The organism is Salininema proteolyticum (assembly GCF_042685645.1).
Classification (GTDB): Bacteria; Actinomycetota; Actinomycetes; order Mycobacteriales; family Micromonosporaceae; genus Salininema; species Salininema proteolyticum.
On the sequence record NZ_JBHUNX010000001.1, the window covers coordinates 1,207,861 to 1,220,042 of the forward strand.

Sequence of the window (12,182 nt, forward strand, 5' to 3'; positions counted from 1 at the left end):
TCGGAGGCGGACGCGACGCGGGCCGTGTGTTCTTCAGCAGGAAGCGGTGGGGAGAACCGCGGGAGTGATACGGCGATGGGCAAGGCACCCAAGGGAAAGCCGGAGGAGAGAGTAAAGGTCGGCGGCGGCTGGCGGTTGGTGTGCGGTGATTGCGCCGCCGCCGACCCGGTGCGGTGATCAAAGTCTTAAAACGCACTATACGCCGCTATCCGCACCGTGCGGCACAGGGGTCGTCCTCCGTCGCAAGGCCTTCGCGCGCATGGAAAAGGGCGCCCGCCGGAGCGGACGCCCTCCATGGTCTGCGCGGAAGCGCGGCGAGCCTACTGCGGCAGGCGCGGACCGGCCTCGCGCTGCTCGGCCAGCCAGGACTCGACGTCCTCGGCCTTGCGCGGCAGCCCTTCCGACAGGTTCTCGCAGCCGTCGGCGGTGACCCGCACGTCGTCCTCGATGCGGACGCCCACGCCCCGCAGCTCCTCGGGAACGAGCTCGTCGTTGGCCTGGAAGTAGAGTCCCGGCTCGACGGTGAGGACGAAGTCCTCCTTCAGCTCGCCCTTGTGGTAGTTCTCCGGGCGCGACTGGGCGCAGTCGTGCACGTCCAGGCCCAGCATGTGGCCGAAGCCGTGCAGCGTCCAGCGGCGGTACAGCATGGAGTCGGGCTGCATGGCCTCCTCGACCGTCTCCGGAAGGATGCCCAGGTCGTACAGGCCCTCGGCCAGCACGCGCATGCAGGCCTCGTGCACGTCGGCGAACTTGGCGCCCGGCTTGATCGTCTGGATCCCGGCCTCCTGCGAGGCGTGCACGATGTCGTAGACCTGGCGCTGCAGCGGCGAGAACTGCCCGGACACCGGCAGGGTGCGGGTGACGTCGGCGGTGTAGAGGTTGTTGTTCTCCACGCCCATGTCCATGAGGATCAGCTCGCCCGGGCGGGTGGCGCCGGTGTTCTCGATCCAGTGCAGCGTGGTCGCGTGCGCGCCGGCGCCGACGATCGAGTCATAGCCCAGGCCGTTGCCCTCAAAGCGGGCGCGCGTGTGGAAGACGCCCTCCAGCAGGCGCTCGTTGATCGAGCCGTCCTTCGGCAGGATGCGGGCGACGTCCTCGAAGCCGCGCACGGTCGCGTCGACCGCCTGCTGCAGCTGGGCCAGCTCCCACTCGTCCTTGACCAGGCGCAGCTCGCCGATGGCCACGGCCAGCTCCTTGTCGCGCTCCTGGTCCTCGAAGCGGGCGTCGATCGCCGCGTCGACGTCGCGCAGGACGCGGACCTTGTCGCGCTTGAGGCTCGACAGCAGGCCGTCGAGCTCCTCTACGTCCTTGGTCTCCACGCCCAGGCGCGTGGCGGTCTCCTCCAGCCCGAAGCGGCGGCCGATCCACAGCTCGCCGTACTTGGCCGAGCGGAAGAACTCGTCGGAGTCGGTGCCCTTGCGCGGACGGCGGTAGAGCACCGCGTCGTGGCCCGAGCCGCTCGGGGTCATCACCAGCACGCCCTCGGGGTCGAGGTCGCCGGTCAGCCACGCGAAGTCGGAAGAGGCGCGGAAGCGGAAGAACGTGTCGTTGGCGCGGACCTTCTCCTCGCCGGTCGGAACGATCAGGGTCTCGCCCGGGAACACCGCGGAGAGGCGCTCACGGTGCAGCCGGTGCCACCGGGCCTGCTCCAGTTCCGAGACGCTCACGTCGGCCGGGCCCCACCCGGACGCCATGAAGTCGAGGAACTTCTGGGGGAACTTAGGGTCGTGTGGGCGCTCTCCCGCCTTTTGAGCGGGCTGCCCGGCGGACTGGTCGGCCTTGACCTGATCGTTCATGCGATGAGTCCTTCCCAAGACTGGAATCGGGTACCCCACTACACTAGCTCCCCGGCTAGCGGAGCGCCTCCTCCCGCATCGCGGGAGAGGTCCGGCACTCCCCGTGACTCCGCACCGCGGGCCGGGTGAGGACGGCCCGGCCCGGGAAACCGCTGGGCCGCCTCACTGGGCCGCCTCACGGGGCCGCCTCACGGGGCCGCCTCAAAGGGGAGGGCGAGGCGACGGCCCCCGAACGCCGCGGGATACCCTGGGGACGTGAGCGGAAGACACGCAGACGACCGGTCCGGAGGGGCCCGGTCGCGGCACCGGGCCGGCGGGCACGGGCCCGGAACCGACGCGGTGAGCGTGGACCTGGACCCCGACCAGGCCCGCGAGATCGCCCGTCTGGTCAAGGCCGGCGGGGCCGAGAGCGTCGAGGACTACGTCGCCCGCGCCGTGGCCGACCGGCTCGAGCGGGACCGGTCCCTCGGCGACCTGCAGGAGCTGTTCGAGCGCAAGGGGCAGGGCCCCAGCGCGGAGCATCTCGCATGGGCGCGGGAAGTGCTCGGGGTGGACCGGGAGCAAGGAGAGGACCGTCTGTGATCGGAGGGAGGATCCTCGACGTCTCCGCGATAGTGGGCTTCGCCGCCTCCATGCCCTATCCCCAGGCAGTGGTCTTCACGGCCAACAAGGAGAACTTCGTCCTCGCGATCCCCTCCAGCGCGCTCGCCGAGGCTTGGTGCCAGGCCCGCCGGCGCGACCGGGACGCCCTCCAGGTGCTGCTCGGACTCCCCGTCACCGTCGTCATGGACCTCGACCGGCGCTCGGCCCGCGACATCGGCCTCATGCTCTCCCGCTCCCGCCAGTCGGGCAATGTCGCGGCCGGTCACGTCGCCTGGTGTGGCCTGAAGCGCCCCGGGTGGCCCATCGTCACCGGAGAGCCCAAGACTCTGCTTGCATTTGACTCGAACCTGGAGATAGACCACCTGCCGTAGGAGAGGGACAATGGGAAGCAGCACCGTTCTGGAGGAGAAACCCATGAAGACGGCCCCGATCCTCTTCGAGTACCGCCCGCTCAAGGCCCGCGTCGGCGCCTGGGCCACCGCCGCGGTCCTCTTCCTGACCTTCGGCGGACTGTCCTTCACGTTCGGGGCGACCACTGCCGGAGGCGGGGCCGTGACCACGGCCGACCACCTCGGCATGTGGGGGCTGGGAGCGGTGGCGGCGTTCGTCGTCTTGATCTTCACCCGCCCGCGCGTCCGGGTCACCGACCGCGGCATCGAGGTGCGCAACCTCGGCTCGCCCACCTTCCTCCCCTGGGAGGTCGTCGAGGGGCTGTCCTTCCCCAAGGGCGTCCCGTGGGCCACGCTGGAGCTGGCCGACGACGACGAGATCTCCCTCATGGCGGTCCAGACCACCGACAAGGCCCGCGCCCTCGAAGCGACCAAGCGGCTTCGCACACTGCTCGAAGAGCACAAACAGCGCTAGACGGCCGAACGGCGGCGAGGCGTCCCCCATCGGGGACGGCCGACTCCCGGTGCCGGACCGCCGCACGGGCGGGCGCTCGCGCGCCCGGCCGGGGCCGCCGCCTGTGGCGCCGGTCAAAGAGCAGGCCCTGGTCTTGGGGCGCGCACCGGTCGGTGGTAGTGTTGACCATAGACAAGCGGAGCCCAGCTCCCACCCGCACCGGCTCGACCGGAAACGGGTACACACGCCGATCCGGTCATCCGGAGGCGCGGCCCAGAGCCGTCGTACGCGTGTGGAGATTGGGCCTCGTTCTCTCAGAGACGGGGTCTTTTTTATTGCCACGGGCATCCGGGTTCTCCCCGCCGCCCCGGCAATTCTCCGGGTCCTGCTTGTTGCAGATGTCAGGCAACTGACCGGTTCCGCCGCGAAGGAATCTCGCGGCGCATGATTTAGGAGGACTCATCAGCGACTTGCGCGTTAACGACCAGATCCGGGTACGTGAAGTACGTCTGGTCGGCCCGCAGGGCGAGCAGGTTGGCATCGTGCCGATAGAAAAGGCTCTCCAGTTGGCCGCCGACGTGGACATGGACCTGGTGGAGGTCGCGCCCAACGCTCGCCCGCCGGTCTGCAAGCTGCTCGACTACGGCAAGTACAAGTACGAGGCCGCCCAGAAGGCCCGTGCCTCCCGCCGGAACCAGCAGCAGACCGTCATCAAGGAGATGAAGCTCCGGCCGAAGATCGACACGCACGACTACGACACCAAGAAGGGTCACGTCGAGCGTTTCCTCAAGGCCGGCGACAAGGTCAAGATCACCATCATGTTCCGCGGCCGCGAACAGTCCCGCCCCGAGATCGGACGCCGTCTGCTCGAGAAGCTCGCCGACGACATCAGCGAGCTCGGCACGATCGAGTCCCAGCCCAAGCAGGACGGCCGAAACATGATCATGGTGGTCACCCCGACCCGCCCCAAGGGCGACGGCGGAGGCAAGGGATCGGGCCGCAAGGGCGGCCGCCAGGAGCGTCCCTCGCGCCGTGAGCGCGGGTCGTCCTACACCACCGAGACTCCCCAGGATTAGGGCCCGGCGCACAGCGCCGCGAGGAACCCGACCGGCGCCCGGCGCCGAGAAGCGGGTTCCCGGCCCGACACCCGGCATCGCCGCCGGGGCAGAGAGGTACGGCGCGAGAGCGCCGGAACCGCTCGACGGACCCGGCCTCGCCGGAGCCGAGTGAGAGATCCCCCGCAATAGCGGGGGAGCACACGCCGATAAATAGGAGTAAGAGCGATGCCGAAGCAGAAGTCGCACAGCGGCGCCAAGAAGCGCTTCAAGGTCAGCGGTTCGGGCAAGCTGCTGCGCCGCAAGGCCGGCAAGAACCACCTGCTGGAGCACAAGAGCTCCAAGCGCCGCCGCCGCCTCAACAGCGGTGGCGAGGTCTCCAAGGCCGACCACAAGCAGATCAACCGTCTGCTGGGCCGCCGCTAGGGCGCTCCGAACAACCCGTTGACTTTGAAACTGTGAACATCCGAGGAGAAGAACTGTGGCACGTGTGAAGCGTTCGGTGAACGCCCAGAAGAAGCGTCGCACCGTACTCGAGGAGGCCAAGGGGTACCGCGGCCAGCGCTCGCGCCTTTACCGCAAGGCCAAGGAGCAGCTGCTGCACTCCTACACGTACTCCTACCGCGACCGCAAGGCCCGCAAGCGCGAGTTCCGCAAGCTCTGGATCACGCGCATCAACGCGGCCGCCCGCGCGAACGGCATGACGTACAACCGCTTCATGCAGGGCCTGAAGCTCGCCGAGGTCGAGGTCGACCGCAAGATCCTCGCCGACATGGCCGTCAACGACGCCGACGCCTTCGCCGCTCTGGTGACCGTCGCGCGCGAGGCCCTGCCGGCCGAGAAGTAAACGGCAGAATGACGGATTCGCAACCCGGGACCGAGGCGTTCACCATACGCTCGTCCCGGGTTTCCGCTGCCCGCAAACTGGTGCGCCGCCGCGCCCGCGACAAGGAGCGCAAGTTCCTCGCCGAAGGGCCGCAGGCGATCCGCGAGGCGCTGGCCGCCGGAGCCGTCCGCGAGCTGTTCTACACCGAGCGGGTGCTCTCCCGCCACGCCGACCTGGTCCGCGAGGCCCCGCGCTCCGCTCTGGTGACCGAGGAGGCGCTCGCCGCGCTCGCCGAGACCGTGACCCCGCAGGGCATGGTGGCCGTCTGCGACTACCTCGAGTGCCTCCTGCCGCCCGACCCGCGCCTGGTGGTCGTGCTGGACCGGATCTCGGACCCGGGCAACGCCGGGACGATCCTGCGGGCGGCCGACGCCGCCGGAGCCGACCTGGTCGTCTTCGGCTCGGACTCGGTGGACCCCTACAACGGCAAGTGCGTGCGCTCCTCAGCGGGGAGCCTCTTCCACCTGCCCGTCATGCGCGGCGCCGACACAGGGGAGGCGCTGAGCCTCTTCGACGCGCAGGTGCTGGCGGCTGCCGCCGACGGCGAGGACGTCTTCGCCCTGCGCGACTCCGGCGACCTGGCCGCGCCCACGGTGTGGCTGTTCGGCTCGGAGCCCCACGGCCTCGACGACGACACCGCCGGGCTGGCGCACCGCAAGGTGGGCGTGCCGATCTGGGGAGGGGCCGAGAGCCTCAACCTGGGCGTCGCCGCGGGAGTGTGCCTCTACACCACGGCGGCCGAGCAGCGGAAGCCCTCTTAGGCCCGGCTGCGCTATACTGGTCCCGTGCTTATGCGTCGTGGAGAGTTTATGCGGCCCGCTCGGAGCGGGCTCGCGATCTCGTAGTACGCGACGCGCTCCGGGTGGGCTGCGGTGGAACCGCACGACTCCGTCTTAGTCTTTCTTTTGTAGACGATCCCACCAGGAGAGAATCTGATGAGCGACAAGCCCGCACCCGCCTCCCCGCCCGCACCCGGTGCGAGCGGCGAGCCCGCCGCGCTGCTGGAGCCGGAGGCGCTGGACTCCGCGCTGGCCGAGGCCGAGAAGGCCTTCGGCGCGGCGGACACTTTGGACGAACTGGCCGCGGCCAAGAGCGCGCACCTGGGCGACAAGTCCCCGATCCTGCTGGCGCGCCGCGCCATCGGCTCTATCCCCGGGCCCGAGCGGGGCCCGGCCGGCAAGCGCGTGAACGCCGCCCGCCAAGCCGCGCAGGAGTCCTTCGACTCCCGCAAGGCCCGCCTGGAGGCCGAAGAGGCGCTGCGGATCCTCAACGAGGAGACCGTCGACGTCACCGCGCGCACCCCGCGCCGCCGCCAGGGCGCCCGCCACCCCGTGAACGTCCAGATGGACCGCATCGCCGACCTGTTCGCCGCCATGGGCTTCTCCATCGGCGACGGCCCCGAGCTCGAGCTCGAGTGGTTCAACTTCGACGCGCTCAACATCCACCCCGACCACCCGGCGCGGACGATGATGGACACTTTCCACATCGCCGACGCCAAGGGCGGGCAGGGGTCGAACCTGGTGCTGCGCACGCACACCTCGACCGTCCAGATCCACACCATGCTCAACCAGGAGCCGCCGATCTACACGGTCGCGCCGGGCCGCGTGTACCGCACCGACGAGGTCGACTCGACGCACTCGCCGGTCTTCCACCAGACCGAGGGCCTGGTGGTCGACAAGGGCATCACCATGGCCGATCTGCGCGGCACCCTGGACCACTTCGCCCGCGCGCTGTTCGGCCCGGAGGCCGAGACGCGCCTGCGCCCGTCCTACTTCCCGTTCACCGAGCCCAGCGCCGAGGTCGACGTGTGGTTCTCCGAGCACAAGGACGGCCCCCGCTGGATCGAGTGGGGCGGCTGCGGCATGGTCAACCCGCGCGTCCTGCGCGCCTGCGGCATCGACCCGGACGTCTACTCCGGCTTCGCGTTCGGCATGGGCGTGGAGCGGGCCCTCATGCTGCGCCACGGCATCGGAGACCTGCGAGACATCATCGACGGCGACGTCCGCTTCCCGGCGGGCCTGCGAGTGGAGGAATAAGAGAGACATGTACATTCCCGTTTCCTGGCTCAGAGAGTACGCCGCCCTTCCCGAGGGGCTGAGCGAACAGCGCCTCGACGAGGCCTTCGTCGACGCCGGCCTCGAGGTCGAGTCCGTGGAGAACCTCCGCGAGCGCGTCACCGGCCCGCTCGTGGTCGGCCGCGTCCGGTCGATCGAAGAGCTCACCGAGTTCAAGAAGCCCATCCGCCACTGCATGGTCGACGTGGGCAACGACGAGCCGCAGTCGATCATCTGCGGCGCCCGCAACTTCGCCGAGGGCGACCTGGTCGTCGTGGCGCTGCCCGGCTCGGTGCTGCCCGGCGACTTCGCCATCGGCGCGCGCAAGACCTACGGGCGCATGTCCGAGGGCATGATCGCCTCCGAGCGCGAGCTGGGCCTGTCCGACGAGCACTCCGGCATCATCGTCTTGGAGGAGGGCACGCCCGGCGAGGACGCCCGACCGGTCATCGGCCTGGACGAGACGGTGTTCGAACTGAACATTACCCCGGACATGGGCTACTGCTTCTCGCTGCGCGGGGTCGCGCGCGAGACCGCCCACCAGCTGGGGGTCGCGTTCACCGATCCGGCCACCCGCGCCGAGGAACCCAAGGCCACCGAGGCCGGCCCGTGGCCGCTGTCGGTCGAGACCGCCAACTGCTCGCGCTTCGCTCTGCGGGCCGTGGAGGGCGTCGACCCTGACGCCAAGAGCCCGGGGTGGATGGCTCAGCGCCTGACGCAGGCGGGCATGCGTCCGATCAGCCTGGCGGTGGACGTCACCAACTACGTCATGCTGGAGCTGGGGCAGCCGCTGCACGCCTTCGACCGCGACAAGCTCCGGGGCGGGCTGGTGGTGCGGCAGGCCGAACAGGGCGAGAAGCTGACCACCCTGGACGACGTGGTCCGCCCGCTCGACGCGGAGGACACCGTCATCTGCGACGACACCGGGGCGATCTCCCTGGCCGGCGTCATGGGCGGTTCCACGAGCGAAGTCGGCGACGGCACCGTGAACGTGCTGTTGGAGGGCGCCTACTGGGACCCGACGGCGATCGCGCGAACGAGCAGGCGCCACAAGCTGATCTCGGAGGCGTCCAAGCGCTATGAGCGCGGCGCGGACGCGGACCTGTGCGCCATCGCGATCCAGTACGCCGCCGACCTGCTGGTGCGGCACGGCGGGGGAAGGCTCGTCGAGGCCGTGACCGACTGGGACGAGCGCAAGCCGCGCGAGCACGTGCTGCTTCCGGTCACCGAGCCGACCCGGATCGTCGGCGTCGAGTACTCGCGCGAAAAGGTCGTCGCGATGCTGGAGGCCGCCGGCTGCGCGGTCGATGGCGTCGACCCCCTCATGGTCACGCCGCCCAGCTGGCGTCCGGACCTGACTGACCCCGCCGACCTGGTGGAGGAGGTCGTTCGCCTGGACGGCTACCAGCATGTGCCGAGCACGCTGCCGCGCGCCGCCGAGGGCACGGGCCTGACCCGGCCGCAGCGCCGCCGCCGCGCCGTGGCGACCGCGCTGGCCGACAACGGGCTGGTGGAGCTGTACACCTTCCCGTTCGTCGACCCGAAGCGGCACGACGACTTCAAACTGGGCTCGGACGACGAGCGCCGCAGCGCCCTGTCAGTGCTCAACCCGCTGGACTCCTCCGCCTCCCAGATGCGCACGAGCGTTCTGGCGACGCTGGTCGACTCGGTGCGGCTGAACCTGGACCGGGGCGCCAAGGACGTCGCGGTGTTCGAGGACGGCCTGGTGTTCCGCCCCCAGAACGGCTGGGGCGAGCGGGAGGTCGTGGACCTGCCGGTGTCACGGCGTCCGGAGGACGAGTACATCGAGCTGGCCATGAAGCGCCTGCCCGAGCAGCCGCGCCACGTCGCGGCCGTCCTGACCGGACAGGCGCAGAGCGCCGGGGTCGGCAGCGAGGCGCGGGCCTGGGACTGGTCGGACGCGGTCGACGTCGCCGACGTCGTGGCCGACGCGTGCGGTGTCGAGTTCACCGTGCGCCAAGGCGAGCGGGCACCGTGGCACCCGGGCCGGTGCGCCGAGGTCCTCTGCGGTGGAGAGGTCGTCGGTTACGCCGGCGAGCTGCACCCGGAGGTGTGCGAGGCGCTCGGACTGCCGAAGCGGACCGCGGCGATGGAGTTGGACCTGAGTGCCGTGCCGTTCCCCGGCACCGCGCAGGCGCCGGTCATCTCGCATTACCCGGTGACGCTCATCGACGTCGCCCTGGTCGTGGGCGAGGACGTCCCGGCCGGAGAGGTCGGCCGCGCGCTAACCGAGGGCGCGGGGGAGCTGCTGGACGGTCTGGAGCTGTTCGACGTCTACCGCGGTGAGAAGCTCGGCGAGGGCAAGAAGTCCCTGGCGTTCAAGATGGAGCTGAGGGCCGGCGACCGGACTCTGACGAACGAGGAGGGCGTCGAGGTCCGCGACCGCGCGGTCGCGGTGGCCGCCGAGCGGTTCGGCGCCCAGATGCGCGGCTGACAGAACCGACAGGCTGAAGCGCCGTGGATATGTTCATGGCGGGGGCCAGGCCCCCGCCATGACATGTCCCGTGTGGGTTCCGGGAGAAGCTTGACAGCCCCTCCCGGGACCTGATAATTTTAATGTGTTGTTTTTTGTTGGGCTTGTTGACTTGAGTATCCGCATTGCGGTCTCGACGTCAACAGGCCTTTTTTGTATCCTTGGAATTCCTTCGTTATCCCGGTACTCGACCCATTCCAAACGGTCCGGGCGGAGTTCGGTCGGAGTTCCGAAGTCCTTCAAGGTGTACGCCAAGGCCGGTGCCCAGTCTTCCTTCCACATCAAATCACCTCCTCTCTTCAGAGAGTCGGTGCCGGCCCCACGGGACGCGAAGCCGGTGAGGCGATTATAAAAGGACCGGATATTCGAACTCTTATCGGATCCCTTGTATACGCGTCAATCTTTATTGGATAGAACAGTTGTTTTTGATGGGGTGCGCATGTAAAGCTCAATGACGGCGTGGCATTACCGATGAGGGGTTGTTTGGTGCGATGTTCCCCGTGTATTGCAGGAGCGAGGTCGATGTTGTCCTGGGGTTTCGGCAGTCCGACATGCCGCACGGAAGCTCATGGCGGGGGCGCGGCCCCCGCCATGACGTGTCCCGTGTGGGTTCCGGGAGCGGCTTGACAGCCCCTCCCGGAACCTGTAAATTAACTAATGGTTGTTTTGTATGGCCTCGTCGACTTGAGGATCCGCCGAGCGGTGTCAACGTCGACGGGCTTTTTTGTATCCTCTGCCGACCTTCGTTCTCCTGGAACTTAACCCATTCCAAACGGTCTGGGAGGAGTTCGGTTGGAATTCCGAAGTCCCTCAAGGAATACGCCAAAGCCGCGGCCAAATCGCCACCTTTCATTAATTCACCCCTTCTCCTATGAGAGTTGGCGCCGGCTCCACGGGACGCGAAGCCGGTGAGGCGATTATAAAAGGACCGGATATTCGAACTCTTATCGGATCCCTTGTAGCACAAAGAGCGACCATCGAATGGAACAGGTGTTTTCAACAGTTGGCAATTGTTCGGGCAATCCGATAAGTGATTGAGTATGGCTCACAGGGGTGGCCGGACATCGGTAAGTTTGAGATTCGAGCCGGGTCTCCGCCGGGCGGACCGTTATCGTTCTCAGTGCTCCAGGATCGCGGCGCGGACTTCGCTCAGCAGCTCCCTCATGGCCGTTTCGGCGCCTTCGGAATCGGCGCGAGAGATGTAGCGCGCGACCTCTTCGTGGAGGTCGAGAGCCTCGGGCTCGGGGTGCTCCGGCATGAGCCCGAGCTGGGTCCGCCCCTCCAGGACGATCGCGACCACATCGGACAGCGCCGCGAACATCTCGTTCCCGCTGGCCTCCAGGAGCAGGCGGTGGAACTCCTGGTCGCGTTCCATGAACTCCTCCAGGTCGCCCTTCTCTCCCAGTCGGCGCATCTCGCGTGACAGCTCGACCAGTCGCTCGCGCTGGTCGCCGGAGGCCTTGATCGCGGCCGCGCTGGTCGCCATGGGCTCCACGGCGATGCGCAGCTCGGTGAGCGTGCGCAGCTGGGCGTCCCTGTTCTCTCCCGAAAGGCGCCACCAGATGAGCTTGGGGTCGTAGACGTTCCAGTTCTCCGGCGGTTGGACCATGATGCCGACGCGGCGCTTGGACCGCACCAGCCCCATCGACTCCAGGATCCGCATGGAGTCGCGCGCGACGGTTCGCGACACGCCGAAGCGATCCTGTATCTCCTCGAGCGTGAGAACGTGGCCGGGGCACAACCGCCCGTTCGCGATGCCTTTGCCGAGAGAGTCGACGACTGGGCTGTGGAGGACGGTTGTGGTGCGGTTCGTCGGCATATGTGAAGTCTACCGGCCATCAGTCGACAGTCGTTCAATTAAGTGCTACCTTTTTGTTTCAAAGATATTACCTTTCAATGGGGAGTGGTCGAATGTCGTCGTGTCTGGTGGTCATGGGCGTCTCGGGGGTGGGCAAGAGCACCGTCTCGGCGCTGCTGGCCGAGGAACTCGGATGGATCCTGGCCGAGGGCGACTCGTTCCATCCCGCGGAGAACATCGCCAAGATGGCCGCGGGCACCCCGCTCACCGACACCGACCGCCGGCCCTGGCTAGCCGCGCTCCGCGACTGGATCTCGGAACAGTCCGAAGCGGGGCGCAACGCCGTGGTGACCTGCTCGGCCCTGAAACGCTCGTACCGCGACATCCTCCGGCAGGCCGACGCCGACGTCCGGTTCGTCCACCTCAGCGCCGCCAGCGAAGAGGTGGGCCCGCGCCTGGCCGAGCGGACCGGCCACTTCATGCCGACCAGCCTGCTCGAGTCCCAGTACGCCGCCCTCGAACCGCTCGGGGACGACGAACCGGGGGCCTCCGTGCACGCGATCGGCACGCCGGAGGAGATCACGGAGCGAACGGTCAAGGAGCTCGGACTCCCCGCCTGACGCACCCCGGACAGCCCGAACCGTTAAAGCAAA

Annotated in this window: 12 protein-coding genes; 10 read left to right on the top strand and 2 right to left on the bottom strand. The window is 68.4% G+C overall.

What is annotated here, in order from left to right; all coding sequences use genetic code 11:
• Positions 1 to 320 precede the first annotated feature (320 nt).
• Positions 321 to 1,796, bottom strand: coding sequence for an aminopeptidase P family protein (locus tag ACFTE1_RS05685; protein ID WP_380625157.1), 1,476 nt, complete (start codon positions 1,794 to 1,796; stop codon positions 321 to 323).
• Positions 1,797 to 2,051: 255 nt separating this feature from the next.
• Here ACFTE1_RS05685 and ACFTE1_RS05690 point away from each other — a divergent pair, with 255 nt between their 5' ends.
• From ACFTE1_RS05690 to pheT, 9 genes are all read left to right on the top strand, one after another.
• Entirely contained in the window at positions 2,052 to 2,378 is a 327-nt protein-coding gene (locus ACFTE1_RS05690; RefSeq protein WP_380625159.1) for a hypothetical protein, read from the top strand.
• Complete coding sequence (locus ACFTE1_RS05695) at positions 2,375 to 2,770, top strand: hypothetical protein (RefSeq protein WP_380625161.1); 396 nt, start codon at positions 2,375 to 2,377, stop codon at positions 2,768 to 2,770. The genes ACFTE1_RS05690 and ACFTE1_RS05695 overlap by 4 nt, the downstream gene beginning before the upstream one ends.
• Before the next feature lie 10 nt (positions 2,771 to 2,780).
• Entirely contained in the window at positions 2,781 to 3,263 is a 483-nt protein-coding gene (locus ACFTE1_RS05700; protein WP_380625163.1) for a PH domain-containing protein, read from the top strand.
• A gap of 449 nt (positions 3,264 to 3,712) precedes the next feature.
• Positions 3,713 to 4,318, top strand: coding sequence for a translation initiation factor IF-3 (infC, locus tag ACFTE1_RS05705; protein ID WP_380625165.1), 606 nt, complete (start codon positions 3,713 to 3,715; stop codon positions 4,316 to 4,318).
• A gap of 207 nt (positions 4,319 to 4,525) precedes the next feature.
• Positions 4,526 to 4,723 (top strand): 50S ribosomal protein L35, encoded by a 198-nt coding sequence (gene rpmI / locus ACFTE1_RS05710; RefSeq protein WP_380625167.1) that lies wholly within the window; start codon positions 4,526 to 4,528, stop codon positions 4,721 to 4,723.
• A 55-nt stretch (positions 4,724 to 4,778) separates the two neighbouring features.
• Entirely contained in the window at positions 4,779 to 5,144 is a 366-nt protein-coding gene (gene rplT, locus ACFTE1_RS05715) for a 50S ribosomal protein L20 (RefSeq protein WP_380625169.1), read from the top strand.
• Between the two features lie 8 nt (positions 5,145 to 5,152).
• Positions 5,153 to 5,944 carry a TrmH family RNA methyltransferase gene (locus ACFTE1_RS05720; RefSeq protein ID WP_380625171.1) on the top strand — a complete coding sequence of 264 codons (792 nt, stop codon included), beginning with the start codon at positions 5,153 to 5,155 and terminating at the stop codon, positions 5,942 to 5,944.
• Between the two features lie 174 nt (positions 5,945 to 6,118).
• A complete protein-coding gene (pheS, locus tag ACFTE1_RS05725; protein ID WP_380625173.1) occupies positions 6,119 to 7,219 on the top strand; it encodes a phenylalanine--tRNA ligase subunit alpha in 1,101 nt (366 codons plus the stop codon).
• Between the two features lie 7 nt (positions 7,220 to 7,226).
• Entirely contained in the window at positions 7,227 to 9,692 is a 2,466-nt protein-coding gene (gene pheT / locus ACFTE1_RS05730; protein ID WP_380625175.1) for a phenylalanine--tRNA ligase subunit beta, read from the top strand.
• Between the two features lie 1,156 nt (positions 9,693 to 10,848).
• On the opposite strand, the gene ACFTE1_RS05735 is transcribed toward pheT, so the two are convergent.
• On the bottom strand, positions 10,849 to 11,550 hold the full coding sequence (locus ACFTE1_RS05735; RefSeq protein WP_380625177.1) for a FadR/GntR family transcriptional regulator: 702 nt from the start codon (positions 11,548 to 11,550) through the stop codon (positions 10,849 to 10,851).
• Positions 11,551 to 11,642: 92 nt separating this feature from the next.
• Here ACFTE1_RS05735 and ACFTE1_RS05740 point away from each other — a divergent pair, with 92 nt between their 5' ends.
• Positions 11,643 to 12,149, top strand: a complete 507-nt coding sequence (locus ACFTE1_RS05740) for a gluconokinase (protein WP_380625179.1) — start codon at positions 11,643 to 11,645, stop codon at positions 12,147 to 12,149.
• Positions 12,150 to 12,182: the final 33 nt, after the last annotated feature.

What these genes read in the sequence shown, in the direction of transcription:
- ACFTE1_RS05685 (WP_380625157.1), bottom strand. Translation starts at nt 1,796, where the DNA reads ATGAACGATCAGGTCAAGGCCGACCAGTCCGCCGGGCAGCCCGCTCAA.
- ACFTE1_RS05700 (WP_380625163.1), top strand. Translation starts at nt 2,781, where the DNA reads ATGGGAAGCAGCACCGTTCTGGAGGAGAAACCCATGAAGACGGCCCCG.
- rpmI (WP_380625167.1), top strand. Translation starts at nt 4,526, where the DNA reads ATGCCGAAGCAGAAGTCGCACAGCGGCGCCAAGAAGCGCTTCAAGGTC.
- ACFTE1_RS05720 (WP_380625171.1), top strand. Translation starts at nt 5,153, where the DNA reads ATGACGGATTCGCAACCCGGGACCGAGGCGTTCACCATACGCTCGTCC.
- pheS (WP_380625173.1), top strand. Translation starts at nt 6,119, where the DNA reads ATGAGCGACAAGCCCGCACCCGCCTCCCCGCCCGCACCCGGTGCGAGC.
- pheT (WP_380625175.1), top strand. Translation starts at nt 7,227, where the DNA reads ATGTACATTCCCGTTTCCTGGCTCAGAGAGTACGCCGCCCTTCCCGAG.
- ACFTE1_RS05735 (WP_380625177.1), bottom strand. Translation starts at nt 11,550, where the DNA reads ATGCCGACGAACCGCACCACAACCGTCCTCCACAGCCCAGTCGTCGAC.
- ACFTE1_RS05740 (WP_380625179.1), top strand. Translation starts at nt 11,643, where the DNA reads ATGTCGTCGTGTCTGGTGGTCATGGGCGTCTCGGGGGTGGGCAAGAGC.